Raw genomic sequence first — 25,469 nt, forward strand, 5'->3', positions numbered from 1 at the left:
ATTTTCCCCTTTCACACAAAAAGCACGCAGTAATCCCGTAAGGAATTACTGCGTGCTTCGCTAGTAATACTACTATTTTATTGGAAAAGAAATTTGAATTCAACTATTGGTTTGTTCAATTATCCATTCCATAAATTTTTTCTCGACATACTCGTCGATAAATTGTTCTCGCTCTTTTATTTTTTCTCTCTTAAAAATCAATCCTTCAAGTCTTTCTGATGGTGACTTTTTATCCCATTCAGCACGTGCTTGAGCTCTGAATTCACCTTGTTTTTGAACGACTTCAACCATTGTTCGACTAACTTGCTTTTCATTAGCTTGTTTCATCTCGATTAATTGTTGTTGAATATCATTTCTTTGACCAACTTCATGTTTTACAATTTCAATTAAAGTTTCTTTAAATGATTCTTTAAATTCCTCAAGCTGTTTTGTAATGTCTTCTGACGTTTCCCTTTCACTCGACTCAGTTGCTTCAGGTTTGGGACGACAAGGTAAATCTCTCTTAATAGCATCAAAAATTTGGGGTAACTGCCACGTTATTCCATTGTTGAGTTTCTTGGAACGCCTAATAGCAATGTATTCCGCTATATTCAAATCCATTTGATCATAAATCTTTACACCACTTAATCGATTTAAATAATGAATATCATCATTCTCTAATTCTCTAAAGTAATTATTAAGTGTATTAACAGTAATATTTAGTTCTATATTATGTTTTTGTTTAAAAGTTTCATTTACAACTTCAGTAAACTCAGTTATTTTCCAAGTTTGCAAATAATCAACATCTGAAGCTGCATTTTCTTCCCCTTCATTAACAAGAGCTAATTTAGTTATTTCTTCAGACAATACTACCCCTCCTTTCTTTCCTTCTATAAATAAAATACCACATTAATCTATCGATAATCAACAAACGCTTGATATTAAAGGCTTTTTAATAAAATTTTAATCAATGCTTCCGATAGTTTAACGAACTAAGGAAACTCGCTTATTAAACAAAGTTAGTTAACTTTAAATTATCCAATTAAACCATTCACACAAACGGAATAACTTAACGATAAAGCAAAATACGACATTAATCTATTTATTCGTTATCCCAATAACGACCATTCAACTAACAGTTAATCTATCATTAATTATCTTATTAACATTAAGTACTTCTCGGAATATCCAATTAATTAACTCTGCATCAACCATTACAAACTTGTTAATTTAACTATCAAGATTATATTAACTAGTATATATCCAAATATACTATTTTATTGTTATCGATATAGAACGATTAGTATATCACTAATAGTTATCTTAACTAAAGAATATCAATAATCAATCGCATTAATAGACCATTAACTTATTAATTTAGATTAATCTAACTAAATACTATCGATAATTGAACAGAATAAATGAACGATAATCACTGAATAGCTTTCGAATTAAATTATCGCTATATTTTATATGTATAATATACATATAAAATATAGCGATAATATACATATATATGTTTTTATACACACAATATCCGTATGTATTATATGTATAAATTCCTTCAAATTATATTTTATACGTATAAAATATACATATATTATCACCATATTGTAATGATAAATAAGGGGTAGGGGAGGGGGAATATAAAAAAACACCACATAGTTAGTGGTGTTCAATATGCTTATTTAGTTATCTCTCCAGTTATTAATCAAATACTCTTCGATAATTTCATTAGGACCGTTTAGTAGGGTGGCTGTATTTGATCTAACCTCATCCACAATTACAGATAGCATAGAAGCCCAAGAATATTCGTTACCTGATTCATTATCATTAACATAATTGAACAGTTTCTTTAGCTCTTTCATTTTATGTTTATCAATACCTTCCTCTAAAAACCCTTTTACATAATCATCAACTATACTAAAATCGGTTATTGCATATTCAATTAGAGCTGCTGTAACACGTGCCTTTGCACAACCTAAACAATATGCCAGGTTCTCAAGTATATTGTTCATATCAACAGTGACCCTAATAGTAATACGATCGCATTCTCCTGATTCAGCTCTACGAATAATAGAAGGATTCTTTGGGTTACCTCTATATAATGTATTATCTATTGCTACGTCGCGTTTTAAATGCTTTGCAAGCTCATCTATAATACCTTTATTGGTAAGAGCCTCTTTACATAAGTATTCACCAATATCTTTAACAGGGGTATCAGTTATATCAGATAGTCGATATATTGCAGTTCTAGCATCCAACAAGATTGTTGGCTTTATATTAACTTTTTTATCGCTTCTTACTTTACGTTTTTTAGTGACTAACATATTTATCACCCATTTTCTCGTTTCTACCCAGTGGGCAAGAGGTATTTTTTCCATAGTATGTGTAATTCTCTAATTGTATGAGTATAGATAAGAGTTTTTATGGTCATAATACTAGTGAAAGGGGGACTCAATAATTTTTGAGTCTTAAATTTGTAACTATTAAAGCATAAATGACTAACTTGAAGATACGTTTCTCTTATTTTGATAATAGGGGGAAACAGCATGATAAATTTGATCCACTGGTCTATTGGGTATGGATCTAATGAAGAGGGGTGATTGCATGGGTGAAAAAAAGAACAAATTGATTGCTGAAATGAAAAATCATTCTAAAAAATATGGCTTTCCAGTAAAAAAGAAATCAGGGACACAGCATGAAAAAAAAGGTAAAAAATAATTTATTAGAATAACCAAATTTTTATGGTTTATATTTTAGCAGCAAAAAAATTAACTTAATTGCTGTTATACATAACGTCTACTCCCCCAAGATAACTGTTTATCTACATTAGCCAAATAAATCTTGCCCACTGGGTTACTGGGCATGATTTATTTGGTATTCAACCCTTACTGGGCAAGAGATAATTTTCACATAATAAGAGTGGTGGGGGACTGTAAAAGGACTCTAATGTGGCTAAATTAAGTATTGCATTTAATTTAACTAGCTATATTTTACTTTTATTTTTTATTAAAGACCTTACTTTAGAAAAGTAATTTCAGAAGCTGGGGAATGCTATTAAAGGATTAAAATAACCTAGATAACACAAAAAATAATTATTCATATGTAGAGATACCGAAAGGATCTATTGATTTCTTCACCAATATATGTATCAAAATAAAACACCGTACATTTAGTACGGTGTTTTTATTTACCCTTATTTGGCTTCATCATGTTGCCAAACGGCATCATAGAATTAGTCTTAATAGAATTTAAACCATTACCCTTACTACTAGGTGTTTCTTCTTTACTCTCAATAACTTCATTTTGAATAGGGGAGACTAGATTATTTTTGTTATCAAGATTATCAGTTGCTTCTATATTCTGTATATCAGCAGATGTAGTTGAATCTACTACCACTTGTAATGCTGGACGAGATTCAGCATTAGGAGCATTATCTCGTCCAGTGTTTTCAGTACTATTACTTTGACTATCCGAAGATACAACTGTTGCATCTGGAACTCTAACTTTATTTTTCGGGATAGAGTTAGGAACATTAATAGTTGAATTAGGAATGTTTGAATTTACTCTATAATTCCTTGGCAGCATATCATCAATATCGGTATTCCCATACATTTGATACAGCAATATAAGTCCTAACATACTTGCACCAGATATATCAGATTGCTTGTTTATAAATGATAGTAGTTCATCATCAACAGTTCTATTTATATAGACTTGATAACGATCCCCATGTTCATATTTTGTTGTTCTACGTTTAGACACTTAGTGCCTCTAAGTAGTTGTTTTTGATTTCTTCAAATGCAGGGGTAAGGGCAAAAATTAGTAATCCTTTTGCAGTTATAAACTTAGGATCTGGCGCAAAAATCACCTTATCACTGTATTCCTCTAATAATGGTATTAAAGCATTCTTATAAAGGATAGCTCCACCACCATATAAAACAATTCGAGCTCTTGATGGCATTTTTTCATAAATACTCTTTAGACTGTCAGCAATTACAATTGCATCATCATTCAGATACATAGTTGAGAAGTTCTGTAATTTTGCAGAGTTAAAAATCTCAGTGTTACTGTAAATTTCCGTGAATTGTGTTAGAGAATTAATTTGATCTTGTTTTTGTAGTTTATTCCATTCTGTACGAATCTTATTTACTGACTCTTTTGTTCCTAATTCAAATCCCTCAGAGTTCTCATAATCAAAATCAACTCCAAACATTACTGCACAGTCTAACGAACCTGCACCAATATCACCCATCAAAAGTTCTCTATCTTCAAAAGTAACTTCTGTTTTAACTTGATCACCATTTTCATCTTCTTCAAGAATTTCATAAATTTTTGGAGTTCCATCGAGATTATAAACAATCGCATAACCTCCAATTGCTCCTTCAGGTAAAGTCATCGCAAATTCTACAACGATTGTTACGAGGATTTCTTCACCATTCGGGTAATGGAATTTCATCTCATGAGTTCCAATAAATCTTTCAGCGTGTTTTTGGAATGCTTCTTCGTCAATTTGATTTAAAGGTAAAGCCAAATTTAAATCATAATGGGCAGTAATTGTCTTACTTTCAGGGTTGTTTCTTATAGCATCCACTAATAAACCTGCAAGTACTGTTCTTGCCACAATTTCAGAAGTATGTTTTTGAGCATGTTTTGGTGTCTCTTTTGGTTTGGCACCCAAAGCTTTTAATGTTCTTTTTCCAATAAGATAACGTTCATTTGATTTTGATAAAGCTTTAGATGATAAGAAAGTAATATCTAAGTGCTCATGAATATTTTTAGGCGTTACTACATCATTAGCTAAGAAATTACCTTTACTTTTACTATTTGCATTTAACAAAATGAGTTCTGCTGTTGGGATGGCTAGTCCCTCATCAACTCCCTCAAAATACATCTTTGTTTCACCATTTCCTCCATCTACACCAGCTTTTCTTACTACGTTTTTAGTTCTCTTTTTAGTCATTCAAAATTCACTCCTAATAATTGTCCTATTGAAACCTGTGTTTCTGTATTTATTATACAGGGTAAGATTGCCACTCGTCAACACATTATACATACATTTTATACACACAATATATGTATAAATTATAAATACATTGTAAGTATAATGTGTGTATAAAATAAAAATTAAATTTCCCTTATATATTTAATTTTAAAGCAGCTATATTCTTTGGAAAAATGCTTTGCATGTAAATTGCTAGAACAAAAAAATCTATAATGTGTAAGTAGAAATTGGAAATTTGTTCAGGGGAATTTCTTAGGTTTTCTAAACTGATAATAGTTTAAAAATCGTTCCCAAACTAGGGTGCTACATATTGGTGCTGCAAGCGCCTTATATCAGCACCATATATCAGCGCCCTATAAAATATTGGTTTTTATTGTTTTGTCAAGACATTTCTATAAGTTTCTTGCACTCCGAACTTCATTAACCTAAAATCGGAGTAATAAGGAGAAGGGAGAAATTAATAAATGGCACCCCCAACATACAAGCAATTAAGCAATAAACAACTGGAAATTTTAAGGTTCATTTTAAAGGTTAGAATGGCTAAGATACATCAAATATTGAGTTATTTAAGACCAGAACTTAAGGGTAAAACTCGACAGGATAAGGACTTTGAAAGTGGCAGAAAGGTTTTAAGTAAAACCATAAAGTTATTACAGGATGCTGGTTACATAAAGCAACATAGGGTTTCTGATTCTACGGAAGTTTACTATTATTTGACTCAAGAGGGTCAGAATGAAATTTACTCGTTCATGGGAATCACGGAACTGGATAAGAATAAGCACTCAGGATTTGATTTTGATTTGGGATTTTTCCCTTGGAGGGTCCCACCATTAGAGAACATACATTCCCGTTTTCAAACAGAGATACAATGCAATATTTTAGCATTTAATCGGCAAGTAGAAGAAGCTGCTAGAGATTCGGAAAATGAACAATGGATTTTCGGTGGAGTTAAGTTAACGAACATATGTTCTTTACGTGATAACTTACATGCATCGCCTCGGAAATCAAAAATTAAAGAAAGTATGCAATATAAACCTGATGGCGAAATTTGTTTAAATCTATCTCGTTATGATGAGCAAGGGAATCTTATAGATACCCATGGTGAATTAGCTTATTATTTCATGGAATATGATAGAAAAACAGAGTACGGTGAAAGGCTACTTGCTAAATTCAAACGACTTAATAATCGATTGAAGGAACTTAAGGAGAATAATGAGTTAAGGTATTACAAAGGGATGATTGTTGTATTAGAAAATCCACGGTACTCAAACAATCAAAAGACCACTGATTTACAGGTGAATCTTAGATATCTTAATTTCCTAAAAGCCTTTAATGCTATGTGTGGTGAATTCATTGATGATTTCAATATCATAGCTACTACTAGTAGTAATCTTGAAAGTACCATTCTTTCTCTGAGAACCGAATATAGTAAAGACTTTAAGTATCCACTCATTGATGCATTCCGCTTCAAGGAACTACAAAAGACTTTTAATTATTCTGATCCGAATACTGACGGACTATTATTTGATTACTTTAAAAACATTGGCGATGTACTAGGTCGTTTTACTGGTGACAGAAAATATTACTGTGTTTTCTTTAATATTGAAGGGTTAAATACTCTTAAATGGAAACGGTGTATTAAGATATTTAATAATCTTCAAAAGGTAGCCATTGAAAAGAATGAAACATATATAATTGTGCCTATAGTTGTTTTTAGAGAGCTAACTCCTTATTCTGTAGGACTTATTGATAATACATTAAAAGCTGGAGAAGATAAGTTATTTTATGAAAGATTGCATATGATGGATCTTCGTATTAACCGACCCGTTCTCTATAAAGATTTAGAACCTATTGATTTTAGGGATTCAGTATTCGTAGTTAAGTAGCTTTATTGGTCTTGACTTTACAAGTTAGAAACATATAATTGAAATTAAGAAAAACAAATAATTAGTACGTTCGGAAGCACCGAACCTACGCCTTAAAGATATTTTAAGGTGTTGGGTTCGGTGCTTTTTTGTTTTTCAAACAAAGAAGGGGGGATTTAATGGGCTTCTTACAAAAAAAGGAGAAGCAAGAGGTCGGATTACAATCAGATACTGAATATGTTATCGAACGTGAAGAATTCTTAAAATACCGCTTCGAAAAGGCTATTAAGAAAACGAAACGGGAAGAATTCGTTCGGATGACTTTAAACTACCGAATAGTTTCAGTATTATCTTGGTTTAATGTTGCTGTTCTACTACCAATAGCTATTTTTACATGGGTAATGAATTTACTAGGTGTATTTGAACTAGCTTTATTAAACAAACTGCCATGGTGGCTTTTTATTCTGATTTGGCTATTACCGTACTTTACATGGCATTATAGTACAATCTCAATACCTCAGAAAAAAGGGCCCGTAATACTTAAAGATTGGTCAAAGACCAAAAAGGGAAGATGGAAATCAGCAATTTTTAATTTAGCTCCTTTTCATATTCTAAGTTGGTGTGCATTTGCAAAATATAATGTAGATTACTTTTTAGATTATTTAACCAGTGTACGGATTTTTGAACCTTACAAAGACATTATCATGACAGATGATTTGGATTCTTTGATATTAGTTCTGTTTGTCATTCCTGTTATATTTAGCGCCCTTTCTCTTTTCTTACAAGCGCGTGATTATATGATAAATAAGGATTTGCTTCAAAAGCATTTTATGACTTGGGAAGCTCCTTACATCAAAAAATATGCACACGAATACAAATTGGAAACATGTGATGTTATAGTGGGGTTCGAATTTGATACTAAGAAACCAATTATTATTAAAGAAAACGAACGATTTTTACATGAGGCCATAATAGGGGCAACTGGTTCAGGTAAAACATCTACAACTTTGTTGTTACGGATAGCACAAGATATATTAAAGATTGCTACGGGGCAGCGGGATATGGGCTTGGTTTTCTTGGAACCAAAAGGTGATGGTGTAGATGATGTATTGACCATTTGCAAAAAACTTGGCGTTCCAGACGAGAAAATTAAAGTTATCGATCCTACAAAATCTTGGTCAATGAAATACAATCCATTTGGAGGATCGAGAGAGTCAGCTGCTTCAGGATTTCAAGGTACATTAAATGCTCTGACTGGTGATCAAGATGAGTTCTTTAAAGGACAACAAAATGAAGCAGCTAGTACGTTTACGTTATTAGCAAAGATCCGTTTTGGTCCCGCCACAAATATCACTCATATTCAGCAAATGTTTACAGACCCTCGTTACTTAGCAGATATAGTAGAATTTGTTCGAAAAACAATTGATTCTAAAAGGGAAGATCCATCACTAACTAGCAGTATGCGAGCAGAATTAAGTTCATTTGAACAAATCGTAGCTTACTTTGAAAATGAGGTGTTGGATTATAAAACATTCCGTGATAAAGAAGATATTAAACAAGTCTTATATCCACCTGGTCACAAATATGCTGGACGTCCATTAGTTGAAAATAAAAAGGATAAGTTTGTTACGGGTGCTAAAAAGTACCTAAATGAAATTGCTTTAAACTCTATGCTTAAAAGTCTATTTGTCTGCAATGATGGAGAAGAAGCTTTCGATGCGGACAAGTTTTTACGTGAAGGCGGAGTAGTATTAATTAATACTGCATTGGGGGACTTAGATGAATTATCTCTTTTATTCGGACAGTTCTTCATCCGTCAATTCCAAAGCGCTGTCTTCCGAAGAGCTAAGGAGTGTAAAGAGACAGGTATTGAACGAATACCAATCATGTTCTATGTGGACGAATTCCCTCTATACGCTAATGAAGCATTTGAACGTTTCTTAACGCTAGGGCGTTCTTATAAGGTTGGTGCAGTTATTGCTATGCAATCTATTGCACAATTAGACGCAGTTGGCCAGTCTTATCGTAAATCAGTTATGGGTAATGCTTCACACAAAACAGTATTTGGACGTGGACCTGTAGAAGATAATGAATACTTCTCTAAAGAATTCGGTGAACATCTAGTTGTTGTAGAATCAATGAATGAATCAGGTTCTCCAATGACTAGCGAAAAGCAAACATGGGGCTTCCGTTTAAATACTCATAAAGAAATGCAACCAAGGTTCACGCCTACCGATATTCGAGAACTACCGTTTAAAGAAATGATAGTACAAGTGGTCAATGAACGAAATAGTATTGGTATACCTAAGAAGGCTGTTGGTCAGTTTGTTCATGAATCAGCATTTATTAACAGATTTATGGATTTAGTAGCCAGTGATATTAAGTCTACAGAAGAAAAGGAATTTAATGTTACTGATCATATATCTCAAGATAAATTAGATACACTTGTAACAAATGTAAAAGCAGGTTACGAATCAATGGAATCTTTAACTACTGATGAAATTTTAAACCTTACAGACTTCCATAGTGTTATTCCTGATGAATTTATGGCCAATGTATCTGCTATTGGTGATTCGGTGCAAAAAGAATTTGAACAATATTCAAATGACGACGGCTTTATGTCTCCACCACTACAATCACAAGCTATTCCAGTACAAAGAAATGAAAAGAAACACAATAACGTTATTCCATTCCCAACTGCGGAAGGACCAAACAATCTCGAATATAGTGAGGATGAAGAGCAAAATACCAGTATTTCATTCTATGGTGATGAGGAGAAAATCGAAAACGAAGTGGGGATACCTTTTAACTTTGAAATAGGTAATGAAGCGTCAAATCTATCAGCTGATATGATGGACGAAACCGCTTCTACTGATGATACAAATGAATGGCTAAGTCTCATGGATGAAAATGATGCTGAAAACACTTCAGATGTTACGTGGGAAAAACTAGATTCAATGGTTGAACAGCCCCCTGTAGATGTCGTTGTCCCTGTTGTATTTGAACAGGTTGATGAGAAATCTGCAAATACTAACATCGAACACGTTGATTTGCCATTGCAAAATGATGTGCAGCATGAACCATTTAATCCTCCTATGATGGAGCCACCAATGTTAGATATTGAAAGTACTAACCACAATATTGAAAACACTAGTGGAATTGATAACAAAGCAGCTTCAGTTCCAGTCATGAATCAAATGAGCCTTTTCCCAGATGAACCCGTTGTGAAAGAAAATAAAAAATCAAAAAGAATTCAAAAGGGTAGAGAAAGTAGTTCTTCAGTAAAGAAACAAGAAGTGGAAAAGAAGCACGAAAGAGTTGCTGAACAGCAAGTACAGTCTCAACAAAAAGCAAATCAAAAAAGAGATGTGGTAATACCAGGTAATCATTTTGTTTCAGAAGATGTGATTGAAGAAGATATTTAAAATCAATTGATGTATCTACCGTGACTTGATATAATGACTTCAACTTAATTTATTACATTTTAGAAGAATGTTCGGAAGCACCGAATCTTTCGTCTTTTTTAGACGTGGATTCGGTGCTTTTCGTTTTTCTAAATGAAAAGGGAGGATATAACATGCAAGCATTACTAGAGAAAACAAATGAAGTACCTCTTTATAAAGATGTATTAACCGTTCTTGGTCAACCGCTATACCAAAGTATAATTAAAGTTGTAAGTGGGAAATCCAAGAGTGGCTTTGTATTATTTGACTCCAATAGCAATAAAATCGATGAAGTATTAAGCCTATGTCAGAGACTTGAAATCCCTAATGAAAAAATTAAAGTAATTGACCCAACTAAGTCATGGACATTAAAATTTCAGCCATTCAAAGGAGCCCTAAACTCCGCTGGGGACCTATTACAAACTATGGAAGTTTTATTATCAAACAATAACGAGTTTTTTAAAAGCCAACAAAGCACACATATTTTTTCAATTACATTGTTATCAATTATATCCTTTGGACAAAAAACAACCATAAACCATATTATTCAGTTATTTTTAGATACACGTTATTTAGCAGATATAGTTGAAGAGCTCCGTGAGCGATATAACAATAAAGATCAACGAATTTTTAATTCCAATCAAATAAAAACTGTCCAGGATTTACTAGATTACTTTGAGCAAGATGTTCTTGATTATCAAGCGACTGAAGCGGGTGAAGTTTCATACCCTGATGAACATAGATATGCGGGTCGTCAGATTGTAAAAAATAAAAAAGATCGCTATATTACCGGTGTTAAGAATCTCTTTGATGAATTTTCAAACAATCCTTTAATGTCAAATCTATTTAACTATGATGATGGAAAAGAAATTTTCGATACAGGGTTGTTTATTAAAGAGGGTGGTGTATTATTGGTCAATTCTGCAACATCTGAAACGGAGAATAAACAAACGCCGTTTTTCGGTCAGCTATTCTTAACCCATTTTCAAAACGCAGTTACTCAATATACAAAAGAGTGTGTACAAGCTGGTGTTAGATCAACTCCAATCATCTTCTATCCTTGTAAAGTTCTTTAGTATCGAGCTCTAGTTTACTTTTAAGAAAAGCAGAATGTTAGGTATTGCAAAATTTAGAAAGAAAGGGTATATTATTTGTAACTTAAGTTAATAAACCTTTCAGAAGAATGTTCGGAAGCACCGAATCTTTCGTCTTATTAGACGTGGATTTGGTGCTTTTTTGCGTTCTTTTGATTGTAAAACAAGGAGGAAATGTTGATATGACAATTTTAGAAGAACAATTGAAAGAACAGCGAATGTATGCTGAGGCCAATTTAAGAGATGCACGCCGCTTCAAACGTTTTATTACTGTAACTAGTGTTGGTGTTGAAGAGCTTCAAATGGCAGGGGAAACGATTGAATGCCTGAAAGTCTATTACGATGGTATTTATGGTTATATCCCTAAGAACAAAATGGATGACTATGAATTTAGATCGCTTCATGCATTTGTAGATGGTGATTTTGAGGTTATTGTTGAAGATGTAATAGCTGATGAGAACAATGCCTTCTTTATCGGAAATCGAACAGATGCTTTAAACATCCAAGCTAATCTATTCTGGAATTCTGCTAAAGAAGGGCAAGTCTATACTGCATTTGTATCCGGCGTAGATAAAGCTAACCTGTATTTGATTGTTAATGGTGTTCGAACACGTATGCCAAAGGAAGAATATTCTTATGCTTATCACCGAGATATGCGAGAGGTTGTTGCTAGAGGTGAACGAATTGAGGTAAAAATCACTTCTATTAACGTGGAAGAACAAAAGGTTAAGTTTAGTCGCCGTGTTTTAGAAGCGGACCCTGCTGTATTTTTAGCAGATTATAAACCTGGTGGCACTTATGCAGCTGAGATCAACAATATCAATCCTGATTTAGGAGTCTTTGTAACCTTAAAACCACATAACATTTCGGCATTAGCACCATTCCCTTCCATGCGTGTCGGTGTTCACCTTAAAGAAGGGCAAAAATGTCAGCTAAAAGTAAGTCGTGTAGATACACAAATTGGGCATATTTATGGGCATATCGTACTTCCACGGGTTAACCAAATTGGAAAGGCACGTCGCTCATAAAATGACTGCACAAGATCTTAGCATTCAAAATTTTGTAGTAGGTGATGTTGAGGAACAAGCAAGAGCTGTTCCTCAACAGAAATTATCTCCTACATACGCTACGACGATACCATATAAGTCGCCATCGCTTCCACGCGATATATTACAATATCTACCGCCAAATGGTAACCCTTTTAGTTTATTTGGAGACCCTTATGCCCTGCTATATTTTTTACCAGTAGAATACAATGTCATCCGCAACAGTAACTATTGGTTACGTGGAAAAGAAGAAGATAACAATTTTACTGACCATGAAATTGCCTTATTAACCTTCTTAGCTAATCATCGTGTCGCTACACGATCACAGATACAAAGAGCAGTCTTTTCATCAACTGATTCAGATACAAAAGTCAAAGAATTTATAAGGAAGTGTTTAAGAAGCGGTATAATTGTCGCTTTTAAATGGGTTTCTCCTTGTGAAAGTGAAAAGTTATTACCTCACCTTTATGGACTTTCACCAATTGGTGCAAAAGCTGCAAGCCTTATATTACCTAGAACGCATATTCCGCGTTCCTATCAATTCTTACCGATAAAATATGTACCTGGTAATGCGCCTAAGATGACCGACTATTTTTCTACAGTTATCGCTAATGAATTCTACTGTAAATTGCGAGAGCTAGACCGTGTAATTGAATGGTCATCGCAGGAGAAATTTGATTTATCAAATGGCCGCTATTTTAGACCACATTATGCAATTAAAACAATCAAAGATGAACAAGATTTTAAATACCTTTGGTTGGAAGTTATTCGACCAGTGAAGAATTGGTACTCTGACTGCATTGAAAGGTTCCAACAAATTCAATTAGCATTTACTTCTTTGTCAGACGATCTTCGACCAGAACTTGTTATCTTGTTAGTCGATGATGTCTCTAGGATCCCTGATATTGCAGAATTAGCAGAACAATATATGCCAGACAGTAGAATCCGCTACACAACTGACGAAAGATTAATACAGAAAAATGATCCCGCTATCTTTTACACATATTTTGAAGCATCAGGTGTAAAATCATCGAAAATCAAATTCCTAACTCCTGAATGGAAAGGTATGTCTGCTTCTGAATATCATGCGTCTCTTTACAATGAAGACGTACTAATGGATGACGCGGACTATGACTATTAGGAGGTAGAGATTTGACATTTGCACAAGATAAATGGGTAATAATTCTTCTTGAAGAAATTAATGAAGACCGTGATTTAACGCATGTTGTATCAGATGAAGCATTTAGATATCCAAAACCATATGATGGCGACTTATACGTTGTTGGCCATGATATTAACGGAGATATTCATTTCTTGTTAGTTGATAACAAAGAAAATGGTGAAGTGGAGCTTCGTATCATTGAAGATGAGTATCTATTTACTAAATTGCTTGCTTATTATAAAAATGAAGATCGTGTCCCTTCAAGTGAAGCGGACGAAAAAATCCGCTTAGGAATTGGTACTTCATTTGCAGCTGATTCACAAATCAAGGAGCAATTTATGGCCAAGTTGCCTATGACTCGATTTCCTTAAAACATAGCAAAGGGTGTGTAGTGAAAAACATTACACACCCTATATAAATTGGAGGGATTATTCATGAACGTTCAAATTTTAAAATCAAAACTTGAAACACAGGTAGCAATTATAGAGACCGCTTTACATGATGGAGATAACGTAATTATTGCTGGCAATTTAGCGACCGGTAAAACAAGCTTGTTAAACGCAATACATAACAAATTGAATGCGAAAAAAGAGAATAGTGCTGCCTATTTTTCTATGTGTACTACAGAAGCGGAAGTTGAAATAGTAAAAGAAAATATATACACACATTGTACGGATAAAATACTGATTATTGATGAGTTACGTGCTTTATCTTCCCAGGGGTTACGTTTAGAAAAGGTGAGTAATGATATACAAATCGTAGCGTCTATTCAATTTACAAATTCGGATGACTTTATTGCAGTTGCAGCCAAGTTGAATTTAGATAGTTATTTCAGCAAATTAGTTTACCTTAAAAATCAAGAAGGTGACTTAGAAATAATCTATTAAAAAGTAGATTAATGAAAGGGGATAATTTTATGAATATATTCAGTAATAAAGTCAATGAAATAAAAACACTGGAAAATGAGTTAATCCACTCTCTAGAAGATAATGTATACGGGAGACGTAAACAAGCACCACCAGCCTCAGTAGATTTCTACAACGATGTAAATGCGAAGAGAGTTTACTCTACACTTTCTCCACTTATTAAACTCCTATCTAGAAAAAGGCACAACAATGCACTTCATATGTACATGATAATGTTCCTAAGTGAAGAATTGAGTAAGTATGTAATGTATCAATTCAATAACGATCAGGAGGATTTTAAAATCGAATTTTTAGCCAAAGAAGCTGAATTACTAATTTTAGATTTATACAACATTATGGAATTAGCAGAGAATAAAACGAAAGGGAAAAAATTCAGTATCGATGAAAAGTATATTTTTAAAGATGAAAAAAATATAATCAGAACTAATCTAGAACTATTAACTGAATAAGGATAAGTATGTTCCTTAATAATAAAACAAGTTCTATCAATGGACTTGTTTTTTATTTTCTTTAACCAGTATTTGTGGTATTCTCAAAGTATATTTTTAAACTTATTTTTCTCTAACCAAACGGTGAAGAGCATTATTTCTAAAAGCGCTTATTACAGCGATTGATAAAGGCACAGGTCTGTCTTTAACGATTCAATCCTTGTAATAGGCGTTTTTTTTGTTGCCTAAATATAACAAAGGAGGAATGACATCATGCGTGTAAACATGGTTTGGTCTGGAATTAGACAACAACATTCGAAGGAAATCTATAATATTCCTTGGGGCACTATTCGAGTATCTGAAGGTAATCACTGTACATTGTTTTATTTTGAGGGTGAGTGTGTGGATCTTAACGATGTAAGAGAGATATTTACTTACTTTCAAAGAAACAAGCTGTTCTGTAGGTCTATCAAATTATTTGAAACTGGTAATATCCCTAGAATGGAGAAGTATGGATTTACTCATAACGGCATGTTTTATATCTTACCATTACACGATATTTCATTACTTGCTATACCTTATGGCAATCAGGAATGGTGTTTGCAGTTAGATAAACGTAGTGGAAGCGGCATTGATTTAAGAATGTTGCAAGCTTTCCCATATTTTCAGGAAACATTTAGACAGCTATCATTAGAAGAATTGTCCTCGATTTAGCATATCTTGTATGCTTGACGACCTTTTAATAGATAAGAAAATTTTTAGGAGAGATATTTATGAAAAATGTTAATATCCCAATAATTGAAGACGAAATGAATGTTATTCATCAATTACACAAAATTAATGTCCATGGACTTTCATGGACCAATTTCTACAAAACACTAGGTTATATGGCTAATGCTAAGATAACTCCTTATTTTGCTTGTGCAAACGTAGAACGTAAAGATAAAGTTTTTCATACTAATCGATCTACTTTCTTTAATGCATTGCGTAAGCGCGGTGTAAATGTTCTTGAGGGGCTAGCTGTTAGAGAGTCAAAAGATAATCGAATTGAGAAGGGCGTAGATGTTTTAGTCGCTTTACAAATCTACAAAGAGGCTTTAAAGGGCGCACGTGACATTATAGTTTGCTCAGCTGATAGTGATCTTGTGCCAGCTGTTAAAGAAGCTCAGAACATGGGTGTTCGTGTACATGTTGTCATGAGTGACTATACTCCTGGTTGTGAACTATCTACTATTGCTGATCGTGTTATTAGCTTAGAAACAATTGTCCAATCAATGGTTGAACGTGGAAAAATCAACTTTAAGAATCAAGAAAAACCATACTTATTTACAAACGCTGTGTGTTATAAGCAGCATAGAAAGGGACTTCAGTATGCTTGAAATTCAATAATTCACTTCAAAGCATCCTGTCAAAATACTGTTCAACTAAATACTGGGAGAACTAATTAAAAGGGAAACAACGATTAACTACGTTGTTTCCTTTTTCAATGAAAAATAATAATGCTGTCCATAGCAAAAAGGAGAAATTTAAATATGACTATTAACTTTCAAAAAGTAACGATTTCAGATGTTGCAATCAATACAGTAAAGGATTCCATTCCAGGCTTTGTGGAAAATATCGATGCTTTCGAAGGTACAAAGAATAACTTATACATTCGAGTTAAGTTTAAAAAACTTGACCTTCATGCTTATATGGTAATCGATTCAAAGAACCGCTTAATGGTTCATTACTGTGAAGAAGTTGAAAAGAATTTACCATGTAAACATCGGAATTTATTAGCTGCTATAGCTAATTATTTTGGCCATTCAATTGAATTAACCAATACTAAGACAAAGTTAGTTGAATACAAAGATTTTGAAAAGCAATTTGAAAAAGTTAGATGGGAAAACAAAAATGATGAATTCAAGCTAATCCCAACTATAAAAGATACTTTACCTGCTACTAACCAAGTAGAAAAACAAACAGTACCAGTTGAACAACTAATTGACCGCGATTGGGAAACTGGTTGGAATGGGGTACAAGATTATTTAGATTCTCAAGGTGTTGATATTGCCTTACAGAATAAAATTCTGGAGCGGAGAAAACGGATTAGTATGCATGTTCCTATTCAACAGGAACAAACAGCTCCCTCAAAACCTGCTACACCATATCAAGGAGAGACTTTCAGACGAGTATTGCGACATATCTTTAATGATAAGCATTTAATTCTTATCGGGGGTAAAGGTACCGGTAAAGATACTTTGATTAATACACTTGCCTGGATCTTTAACTTCCCGCTACTTCTTCAAATTGGCGACAAAGATACATCAAGAGAAACCATCGTTGCTGAGCCAGCATTCCGTGATAATGAAAGTACTTATGATTTATCCCAATTTACTAAAACTGTTCAGCATGGTGGATTAGTAAACTATGCCGAAGTTAACTTTCTAAAAGGGGATATTACTTCTGTATTTCATTCACTATTTGATGAAAATGAAGCCTTAGCAACGCCTTTAGGTCCAATTCAAGCACACGAAGATTTTTTAATGTGCTGCTCCATGAATGTTGGTAATGGATACTTTGATGTTAATAAACTGAATGATGCATTTAAAGATCGTTTTGCAGTAGTTCGATTACCACAAACAATGGAATTCCAGAACCTTATTAAAGAAAAAAGTGGTTTGGTAGATTCTAATGCTCTTGAGTTTCTATCTACAATAAAGAAAAATCTAGAAGAGTTATTCTTTGATGGTTTGTGTCACAGCGCAGATACAGTTCGAGGATATATCGATGCAGCAAAATACTTCTTAAATTTTGGATTTAACAATGAAACACGTATTGAAGTTGTTGAAGACTATATAATCAACAAGGTGGAAGACACAGAGGAATACTTCGAAGCTCGAAACGCAGTACGTGAGGCATTTTCTGAATTAAAATTATCGCCATTTCCTTTCACAGAGGAAGAGAAAGCCTATTCCAATGCACAGGAGGACGATAATTAATGAGCAGCTTAAATGTAAAATTAAAAGAAGTAAAGGGTAGACGATTACACCGTTATCTTCGTAAGAAATTCAATAGACGCGATTTTGATTTTGATTGGACAGATTTTAGTACGGCATATTTTGACGGAAAAACAATTTTCGTAAAGTATGATGTCCATAAACCTAATAAGTTGTTTTCTGAAGCCGAGATCCATATATTACATCTCGGCTTTGCTTACCATGAGATGGGTCATAAACTTTATGATATTGTGAGTGACTTTAAAGAATGGATACTTAGTAATTCTTCAGAAGATAAAGTGGAGTGGGAAAAAAATACGAAATGGCCAAAGAACATCGTTCACACTTGGGGAAACCTTGCTTTGGACGGTAGGTTAGAGAGATTTCTACGTATCGATTATCCTTTTACGATTGATGAAATTGATTATTTAAATTATGAATGGGCTTATCCTCCTTCACCAGAAGAAAGACGGGGAGAAAGCAAAGTTAATGATTTTCTTGAAATGTACGGTCGTAGGTGCTTAGAAATGGAGGATTTAGAAGGCTGGCACAGCGATGTAGTTTCATTAATGGACCAGTATCAACCACTATTGGACGAATCCTTTACCCAAACTTCTACTATTGACTGTCTAAATAAAAGTAAAGAACATTTAACAGCTGTATGGCCAACATTGTATCAATGGATACAAGAGGAAGAACAAGAACCCGCTTCTATTAGCTCGAATACTAGCAAAGAAGCGGATCTTGAAAATTCAGAGTGGGCTACTTCTGATGAGGTTAAAAATAACGTCCAACGAATCTTGGATAAATTAAAGGATATGTTTAACGGCGCTGAAAGCCCTCATAACGAGTCTATAGACAATGATGATAACAATATTGAAGATGGCAAAGAAGACGGCTTAGAAGATAATTTAAAGCCTAAAGAGAACACTATTCAAATCATCTTTCCCGAGAACACTCAACCTAGAACCAAGCCTGATTTTAAAAGGTTAATTGCTAACACTGAGAAAGAAGTAGAAAATACTCACCAGCAGGCACATGAAGAGTTAAAAGAAGATGAAATTATAGAATCACCAATTGCCGTCATGGTAAATAATACTCCCATTAACGACACAGTTAAGGAATGTAGTTATGATCATAAAAATGAAGCGGTGTTTGATGAAATGGTAATTTCGAATCGACGCCAGATATTTGCTCTTGAAAAAGCCTTGCAAGTCATCTTAGCACCAATCCCTGAAATTCGATCTAAGAATCAAAAACGAGGTCGGCTACGCCCACATAGCGTATGGCGTGCTGTTTATTGTGATGATGATAATATACGTACAAAAATTAATAGGGGCTCACCTAAGGAAGACGCTAGTATTTCCCTAATGGTTGATATTAGTTATTCTACCACCTCAATGTGTGGCACCCAAAAGCAAGTTATCACTGAAATGAAAGAGGCCTTATCGGTTGTTTTATCAGCTGCACATAATATTAAGTTACCGTCAAAAGCCTTTGCATTTACAAGTGATTTCGCTACTAATGACACTTTTATTTATCATTTGAAGCCAAACGATCACTTGCTTAAACCGCAGCATAAGGGGGCTATTGGCGGTTTACGTCCAGAAATGGGCAACCGTGATGTCATTGCGCTCCAATATTTATTAAATCAAGTGAAAGATCGTAAAGAGTCTATTCGCTTGGCATTTATGATTAGTGATGGGGCACCAAATTTCTATGAAAATGAATCCGAAGAAACCATAAAAGAGATGGTTAAATCAGCAAACAAAAATGGCGTTGATGTTTTTTGTATATTTGTTGGGAACGATAACTGGGGTTATCAATGTGCTAAAAGAATGTACGGAAATAGAGTAATACGTTCAAAATCAGGTTTAGCATCTGATTTAAAAAGACATTTAATTAAAGTGTTATCACTCCGCCGAGGACTATAATGGTGAATCGTGAGGAAGGTTCTTGATAAACCTTAAGATGAGACGATTTATTACCAAATATTTTGGTCAATAAAAAGTTAATGAACAATGGCAAAAGACTTTCAAGCTATGAAGTATAAAAGATAAGATCGGAGAAACATGATGAGAAAAAATAAAGCTGAGATGGGTATTGTAGTTGGTCCATTTGCAAAAATAGAATTCGAAGATTGTATTAAATACACTAGTAATTTCGAGGGGTATGAATATTATATAAAAGAGACACCCTTAGGAATGTTTTTATTGATAGACAATTTTAGTACAACACCATTTATCCTAACGGAATATACAATAGATGATAATGATGTTTTATCTTCATTAGAAGCAATGTATCAAAAAGGCATAGTTGCAACAGATTCTTTAGAAAAATTTAAAGAAGCAGTTCAAAATCATATTTATGAAGATGCCAAAAACTTATTTGAGAAATACTTGGCACTAGACTGATAAAAAAATTTAATTGTTCTACTTAAGCACAATTTCTATATTTACTAGTTAAAACTATAGAACAGTTTCTTGAACCGCAGCATCGAGGTGCTAGTGATGGCTTACACCCTGAAATGGTTAACCTTATGTAATAATAAAGACCAAGACAGCTATAATGAACTGCACCCCGTCAAGTAGACAGTGGAAATAATAAAAAATGTATTAAGCGGCTTGAGTCCTGAATTCTAACGGACTCAAGCCGTTTAATCGTTTCTGATAACGATAGTAATTATAAAAATGAATATACTCATCAATCGCTAGTTTTAACTCTTCATATGAATCGTACTTATGTAAATAATACTTCTCACACTTCAATGTGCCCCAAAATGATTCAATTGGTCCGTTATCAATACATCGACCAACACGGGACATACTCTGTGTCATATTGGCTGTATCCACAATTCGCTTAAATTCCTTCGATGTATATTGAAAACCTCGATCACTATGTATTAATGGCTGTTCGCCTGATTGTAATGATTGAATAGCTGATTTGATTGTTTTGAAAACAAGGGAATTATTATTCGAATGACCTAACACATAACTCACAATTGAACCATCATATAAATCGATAATTGCACTTAAATAAGCTTTTTTCCCGTTTCCATACTTAAACTCTGTGACATCTGTACACCATTTTTCATTGGGCTTTTTCGATGTAAATGCTCTATTTAATACGTTCTCCGCCACATGATGTGCTGGGGATTTACGATAAGGCTTGCGCTTTCTACGAATAACAGACTTCAATCCACTAATCTGCATTAAACGATAAATACGCTTTTCGTTAACCATCGTTTGATTATTTTCTTTTCGCTGACGATTGATTGTCAACGTTGTACGACGATAGCCGTAAATACCATCTACTTGTTGGTAAAGGAGATGAATGTCCTTTAAAATGGCTTCATTTTCAACTTCTCTGTTAGAAGGCTTGCGACTTAACCACTTATAGTAAGCTGCACGCGAAACATCAGCTATTTCACATAGTAAAAGAATCGAAAGTTCTTCCTCTCGATGTAAATCTTGAATCGCTAAATAGCGTTGCTGTAGACGTATTTGGCTTAACGATGCCTCCTTTCGATTTCCTCTAACTTTTTTAAAAATAAATTTTCTGCACGTAAACGTTCATTTTCACGTTCAATACGTTGAATCTCTAATTTCAATTTCTCCTCAACGGTTAATTCGACTTCATCTTTTGTGCGACCACGACGATCACGTAATCCCTCTTCACCATTCGTTTCAAATTTCTTCGTCCATTGATATACCTGTTGATACGAAACACCATAGGTATGCGCTGCCAACTGATAATTTTTCTGGTGCTTCAAACAGTACTCGACAATCTCAATACGTTCTTCAAAAGTTGTCTTTCTTCCTTCGGTCATAGCTTGACTCATTCCTTTACCTGAATCTTTTATTTCACTATGACTAGTATACTTTTTTACCCAGCTTTTTAAAACGGAGGTACTGCTAATCTCGTATTTCGCCAACACCTCCATCTGTGAATAATTTCGTTGAATGTAGTCCTCCACAGCCGCTAATTTTAACTCTTTTGAATAGAACTTACATGAAGTAGCTTCTTGTAATCCTTCACGTCCACCTGCCTCAAATTTCATTTTCCATCTATGAAAAGTTTGATGATCTATTGAAAACCTTTCACACAATTCATTGATAGAATAGTGACCTTCTTCGAACAATTGAAGGATATATAGTTTCAACTCGAGTGAATGTTTGCTTCGCCCCATAAAAAATACTCCCCTTAGATAAACAGATTTTATTTTTTCATCTGTCTACCTAATAGGGAGCATATCATAATAGCGTCTTGGTCTTTATTTTTTTATCATATTGGAAAATCCATTAACCGTTCAGATATAAAAGCTAAACCAATAAAGAACGATATTGGGATAATTATACCTTTGTAATCCTTTGTATTTTGCTTCAGGTTCCCATACACGATACGTCCACATATCGTTAACGCTATAACTTGCATAACCAAAATGATCAGTAATCCAAAAAATATAATAGCAGCAGTTATCACTATACATCCACCTCCATTCTTATGATACGTAAATTTAGAAAACCCCCCAATACTGTCTCAAAAAGAGTCTAGTATTGAGGGGTTTTCCCTTATACGCTGTCATTTAATTATTTATTATTATAAAACATTTACCAGACGATGTAAATTTATTACTCATATTTTGATATATAACCCATTAGTAGTTGAATATATACTCGAAAATATAACTTAATTTAGTTGCACATGACGTTTTACTTAGTTGTCAGGACACTGATTTCAACTGATTAAATAACATAACACGAGCTCAAATGGCTAAAGTAATGATGCGATCTCTACGAATAAGTGATTTAAAGAAATAGAGACCAAGACCAAGAGACTTTAAATAGCGTCTTGGTTATTATTTGTCTAGTGATGCAAATATTTGTTGTTATAAATGGAGCAAATTCCTGTAATTAAGAAATTCCCCCTTATAAGGTGAATATTTTAGGTTTTATTTGAAAACCTATAACATGCACATTCAGTTAATGAAGGTATTACAGGAGGTAAAAGTTTTGAATCACGAAGAAGAACTGAAAAGACTTTTAGCCGATTTTACTGAAGACAGTGGATTTAGAGATCAATATGGTTATATTGTCCATCAAAAAAAAGAAAATAAAGATGCTGTAATGAAACCTGATGGAAAAGGAGAGGCCACATTATATACAGCAATCGCAGTTATCGCTGTTGCCACCGGTAATTATAAACAAGATGATTGGGATAAAAATTCTGCAAATAAAAGTCTAGAAGAATTATTAACAACTTTACTTAAAAAAAGTTGGGGTAACAAAGATAATCTTGGTCGTTATCACCCAATTCGTCATCCAGAGGACATTGATTACTATAAGTACAGAAACGATGTAAAAAGCCGAATGAGTCCATTGACAAAGGATAGTTTTGGAGCAATTGTAGCTGGTTCATACTATTCCTATGCCTGTCCTAATTCAAGCCAGGAAGTTCGTAAATTAGCACGTGATTTAATGACCAAATGGACTGAGTACTTAATCCTTTTCCAATGGCGTACCCATTCAATATATATTGAAAATGAATTTGAATATGTAAAAGATGCAGACAAAAAAATTAAATATAAATATATCTACAGTGACAATACTTTAAAAAACAGGAAGTCCTATAAAGGAACAGGTTCTTTTATGCTATTGCCACACGAAATCTATGCTTTACAGAATGTCGCTGCTCATTTAGGCATAGCAACAAGTCAATGGAATGCATGGGAAAACATGACCCCAGAACTTAAACAAACCTTTATAGATTTTGCTGCTCCATATATAGCTCAATATGCTGGAGAAGCTTTAGATAATTTATTGCAAAGTTACAAAGGAGCATTCCCCTACAGTATCCCATTAGGTCCACCAGATTGGTCCTTAGGAAAAATAAATGGTGTATTTACATTTGAAATTCCTTCAAGTATTCGTGATCAAATAGTTACTTCTTTTAAAGAAGCTATTAAAGATTTATTACGTGAAATCGTGAGACTTGATAATTATAACGATTATCAGGGTGATGAATTATTAGGTATTTTAATTAATCGTGTTCTCGATCTTTTCCCAGATGTTTTGGGACGAGATAGCTGGCGTACTATTTTAACAAAATCTATACAACAGGTACTACCATGGATTACTAAATCAGGGTGGTTAGAAGCACTCACTTTTATCGGTAGTTTACAACTACTAAAGACACAGAGTATTTCTTCTATCAGTTATACCCTATGGATATATGCTGTTGAGTGTGAAGCGAGACCTGAAATGAAGGACTTATTAAAAACTGAAGAATTCTTTAGCTATTTACGAGGTAATGAAAATCCAAATAGTTTATGGGCATGGATTGCTGAAGACTCAGGTAGAGTGAGTGAACATTTGCAATTATTCGAATCAAAAGACTGGAATTATTGGTGGAGATTCGCTTATCAAGAAGATAAATTTAACGATTGGCTTAAGAAACCAGAAGATCAATCAAATGAAATAATTAATCAAAATGAATGTAATAATAGTCCCCGCCTTGATTATTTAGTTCTAAGTGGTTTAGCAGAGAAAGGGGCTCCTGTGGGTTTAACCGATACCCTTTCTGATTGGTGGGGGGATTTTATGAAATTGGCAGGGGATGCAGCAAATCAGTTTATAAATAATCTTACTGCAGAGATTCAGAGGCAGTTTAGCCAGGCAGGTTACTATATTCAAGAAAAAATAAATGAAGTTGGTGAACTAATTAGAGAAACTTGGTCCAATACCTTAGAATACACAAACGAAAAATTTTTTCAGGGTAATCTAATTGAAAAGAGTACTTGGAATCCAGTTGGAATTCTAATACACAAATGGGCAAAAATCGATGGGAAAGTTATTGAAGAGTTTTGGTCCGAAACTGGGGACTTGCTTGAGCGGATTACTAATCATATTGACGGGAGTATTATTGAAGAATATTGGAAACAAAATGGTGAGATTGAACGCATTATTTTTCCAATTGACGGGACTCTGATTCATGAATATTGGAACCGAGAAGGAGAGAAATATTGGAAAGGTGTATGGTCTAATGTTGACGGAGCTGCTGAAAATATGATTGAGCGTTTGATTCATCCTATAGACGGGACTCTGATTCATGAATATTGGAACCGAGAAGGGGAGAAATATTGGAAAGGTGTATGGTCTAACGTAGAAGGAGCTGCTAAAGATATGATTGAGCGCTTAACTGAAAGATCAGATGGAACGATAGAAAAAGAAGCTTGGGATGGAGCAGGTAAATGGGGAAGAACAGTCTGGAATACAGCAGGAGAAGTGATTGAAAGAGTTGGTGATCTTTTGCCTGATTTACACTGGCCGCCATGGTAACCATTTTGAGTGTAATAAAGGACTGTTCTGTATTTTAAGTATTATTATTGACTAAACTTTCTACGGAATAAATGTTTGGTATTAATTTTAATGAGTGAACATATTGTAATATACAACATTTGAAATTTGTAAATAATATGGTATACTTGACGTAAATAAACAAATAATTAAAAGGACCGTACAGCGGTGCAACGCTTGTACAG

General features: G+C 33.9%; 20 protein-coding genes. 14 read left to right on the plus strand and 6 right to left on the minus strand.

Annotation, left to right across the window (positions count from 1 at the left end; all coding sequences use genetic code 11):
* Positions 1 to 99 precede the first annotated feature (99 nt).
* The 4 genes from OU989_RS23115 to OU989_RS23130 all read right to left on the minus strand — a co-directional run bounded on the left by OU989_RS23115 (position 100) and on the right by OU989_RS23130 (position 4,945).
* Positions 100 to 846, minus strand: coding sequence for a hypothetical protein (locus tag OU989_RS23115; protein WP_274797410.1), 747 nt, complete (start codon positions 844 to 846; stop codon positions 100 to 102).
* 821 nt (positions 847 to 1,667) lie between these two features.
* Positions 1,668 to 2,363, minus strand: coding sequence for a hypothetical protein (locus tag OU989_RS23120; protein WP_274797411.1), 696 nt, complete (start codon positions 2,361 to 2,363; stop codon positions 1,668 to 1,670).
* An 805-nt stretch (positions 2,364 to 3,168) separates the two neighbouring features.
* Positions 3,169 to 3,747, minus strand: a complete 579-nt coding sequence (locus tag OU989_RS23125; protein WP_274797412.1) for a hypothetical protein — start codon at positions 3,745 to 3,747, stop codon at positions 3,169 to 3,171.
* Entirely contained in the window at positions 3,740 to 4,945 is a 1,206-nt protein-coding gene (locus OU989_RS23130; RefSeq protein WP_274797413.1) for a ParM/StbA family protein, read from the minus strand. Before OU989_RS23130 ends, OU989_RS23125 begins: the two co-directional genes overlap by 8 nt.
* Positions 4,946 to 5,451: 506 nt before the next feature.
* Between OU989_RS23130 and OU989_RS23135 the strand changes: the two genes are divergently transcribed.
* From OU989_RS23135 to OU989_RS23195, 13 genes are all read left to right on the plus strand, one after another.
* Positions 5,452 to 6,873: a hypothetical protein gene (locus tag OU989_RS23135; protein ID WP_274797414.1), complete on the plus strand. Its 1,422-nt coding sequence runs from the start codon at positions 5,452 to 5,454 to the stop codon at positions 6,871 to 6,873.
* A 158-nt stretch (positions 6,874 to 7,031) separates the two neighbouring features.
* Positions 7,032 to 10,277, plus strand: a complete 3,246-nt coding sequence (locus tag OU989_RS23140; protein WP_274797415.1) for a type IV secretory system conjugative DNA transfer family protein — start codon at positions 7,032 to 7,034, stop codon at positions 10,275 to 10,277.
* A 152-nt stretch (positions 10,278 to 10,429) separates the two neighbouring features.
* A complete protein-coding gene (locus OU989_RS23145) occupies positions 10,430 to 11,371 on the plus strand; it encodes a hypothetical protein (RefSeq protein ID WP_274797416.1) in 942 nt (313 codons plus the stop codon).
* A 200-nt stretch (positions 11,372 to 11,571) separates the two neighbouring features.
* Positions 11,572 to 12,417 carry a S1 RNA-binding domain-containing protein gene (locus OU989_RS23150; RefSeq protein WP_274797417.1) on the plus strand — a complete coding sequence of 282 codons (846 nt, stop codon included), beginning with the start codon at positions 11,572 to 11,574 and terminating at the stop codon, positions 12,415 to 12,417.
* On the plus strand, positions 12,395 to 13,576 hold the full coding sequence (locus tag OU989_RS23155) for a replication-relaxation family protein (protein WP_274797418.1): 1,182 nt from the start codon (positions 12,395 to 12,397) through the stop codon (positions 13,574 to 13,576). The genes OU989_RS23150 and OU989_RS23155 overlap by 23 nt, the downstream gene beginning before the upstream one ends.
* Before the next feature lie 11 nt (positions 13,577 to 13,587).
* Positions 13,588 to 13,968 (plus strand): hypothetical protein, encoded by a 381-nt coding sequence (locus OU989_RS23160; protein ID WP_274797419.1) that lies wholly within the window; start codon positions 13,588 to 13,590, stop codon positions 13,966 to 13,968.
* Positions 13,969 to 14,031: 63 nt separating this feature from the next.
* A complete protein-coding gene (locus tag OU989_RS23165; RefSeq protein WP_274797420.1) occupies positions 14,032 to 14,484 on the plus strand; it encodes a DEAD/DEAH box helicase family protein in 453 nt (150 codons plus the stop codon).
* Positions 14,485 to 14,513: 29 nt separating this feature from the next.
* Positions 14,514 to 14,972 carry a hypothetical protein gene (locus OU989_RS23170; RefSeq protein ID WP_274797421.1) on the plus strand — a complete coding sequence of 153 codons (459 nt, stop codon included), beginning with the start codon at positions 14,514 to 14,516 and terminating at the stop codon, positions 14,970 to 14,972.
* A 252-nt stretch (positions 14,973 to 15,224) separates the two neighbouring features.
* Positions 15,225 to 15,665: a hypothetical protein gene (locus tag OU989_RS23175; RefSeq protein ID WP_274797422.1), complete on the plus strand. Its 441-nt coding sequence runs from the start codon at positions 15,225 to 15,227 to the stop codon at positions 15,663 to 15,665.
* Between the two features lie 59 nt (positions 15,666 to 15,724).
* On the plus strand, positions 15,725 to 16,330 hold the full coding sequence (locus OU989_RS23180) for an NYN domain-containing protein (RefSeq protein WP_274797423.1): 606 nt from the start codon (positions 15,725 to 15,727) through the stop codon (positions 16,328 to 16,330).
* A gap of 153 nt (positions 16,331 to 16,483) precedes the next feature.
* Positions 16,484 to 17,932, plus strand: a complete 1,449-nt coding sequence (locus OU989_RS23185) for an AAA family ATPase (protein WP_274797424.1) — start codon at positions 16,484 to 16,486, stop codon at positions 17,930 to 17,932.
* Positions 17,932 to 19,863, plus strand: a complete 1,932-nt coding sequence (locus OU989_RS23190) for a vWA domain-containing protein (RefSeq protein ID WP_274797425.1) — start codon at positions 17,932 to 17,934, stop codon at positions 19,861 to 19,863. Before OU989_RS23185 ends, OU989_RS23190 begins: the two co-directional genes overlap by 1 nt.
* Before the next feature lie 138 nt (positions 19,864 to 20,001).
* Positions 20,002 to 20,343, plus strand: coding sequence for a hypothetical protein (locus OU989_RS23195; protein WP_274797426.1), 342 nt, complete (start codon positions 20,002 to 20,004; stop codon positions 20,341 to 20,343).
* Positions 20,344 to 20,544: 201 nt separating this feature from the next.
* On the opposite strand, the gene OU989_RS23200 is transcribed toward OU989_RS23195, so the two are convergent.
* Together OU989_RS23200 and OU989_RS23205 are read right to left on the minus strand one after the other, a co-directional pair.
* Positions 20,545 to 22,118 (minus strand): IS3 family transposase gene (locus tag OU989_RS23200; RefSeq protein WP_274793282.1). Its coding sequence is split into 2 segments (ribosomal slippage): positions 20,545 to 21,476 and positions 21,476 to 22,118, totalling 1,575 coding nucleotides; the frame shifts between segments, so codons are not numbered across the junction.
* 95 nt (positions 22,119 to 22,213) lie between these two features.
* Entirely contained in the window at positions 22,214 to 22,411 is a 198-nt protein-coding gene (locus OU989_RS23205; protein WP_274797427.1) for a hypothetical protein, read from the minus strand.
* A 530-nt stretch (positions 22,412 to 22,941) separates the two neighbouring features.
* On the opposite strand from OU989_RS23205, the gene OU989_RS23210 reads away from it, so the two are divergent.
* A complete protein-coding gene (locus OU989_RS23210) occupies positions 22,942 to 25,266 on the plus strand; it encodes a hypothetical protein (RefSeq protein WP_274797428.1) in 2,325 nt (774 codons plus the stop codon).
* Positions 25,267 to 25,469: the final 203 nt, after the last annotated feature.

The sequence above is a fragment of the Lysinibacillus irui genome, from assembly GCF_028877475.1.
GTDB lineage: Bacteria > Bacillota > Bacilli > Bacillales_A > Planococcaceae > Lysinibacillus > Lysinibacillus irui.

Bases quoted from the DNA above. Each gene is read 5' to 3' on its own strand.
- OU989_RS23120 (WP_274797411.1), bottom strand. From the start codon at position 2,363: ATGGAAAAAATACCTCTTGCCCACTGGGTAGAAACGAGAAAATGGGTG.
- OU989_RS23130 (WP_274797413.1), bottom strand. From the start codon at position 4,945: ATGACTAAAAAGAGAACTAAAAACGTAGTAAGAAAAGCTGGTGTAGAT.
- OU989_RS23135 (WP_274797414.1), top strand. From the start codon at position 5,452: ATGGCACCCCCAACATACAAGCAATTAAGCAATAAACAACTGGAAATT.
- OU989_RS23140 (WP_274797415.1), top strand. From the start codon at position 7,032: ATGGGCTTCTTACAAAAAAAGGAGAAGCAAGAGGTCGGATTACAATCA.
- OU989_RS23145 (WP_274797416.1), top strand. From the start codon at position 10,430: ATGCAAGCATTACTAGAGAAAACAAATGAAGTACCTCTTTATAAAGAT.
- OU989_RS23150 (WP_274797417.1), top strand. From the start codon at position 11,572: ATGACAATTTTAGAAGAACAATTGAAAGAACAGCGAATGTATGCTGAG.
- OU989_RS23165 (WP_274797420.1), top strand. From the start codon at position 14,032: ATGAACGTTCAAATTTTAAAATCAAAACTTGAAACACAGGTAGCAATT.
- OU989_RS23170 (WP_274797421.1), top strand. From the start codon at position 14,514: ATGAATATATTCAGTAATAAAGTCAATGAAATAAAAACACTGGAAAAT.
- OU989_RS23175 (WP_274797422.1), top strand. From the start codon at position 15,225: ATGCGTGTAAACATGGTTTGGTCTGGAATTAGACAACAACATTCGAAG.
- OU989_RS23180 (WP_274797423.1), top strand. From the start codon at position 15,725: ATGAAAAATGTTAATATCCCAATAATTGAAGACGAAATGAATGTTATT.
- OU989_RS23185 (WP_274797424.1), top strand. From the start codon at position 16,484: ATGACTATTAACTTTCAAAAAGTAACGATTTCAGATGTTGCAATCAAT.
- OU989_RS23190 (WP_274797425.1), top strand. From the start codon at position 17,932: ATGAGCAGCTTAAATGTAAAATTAAAAGAAGTAAAGGGTAGACGATTA.
- OU989_RS23195 (WP_274797426.1), top strand. From the start codon at position 20,002: ATGATGAGAAAAAATAAAGCTGAGATGGGTATTGTAGTTGGTCCATTT.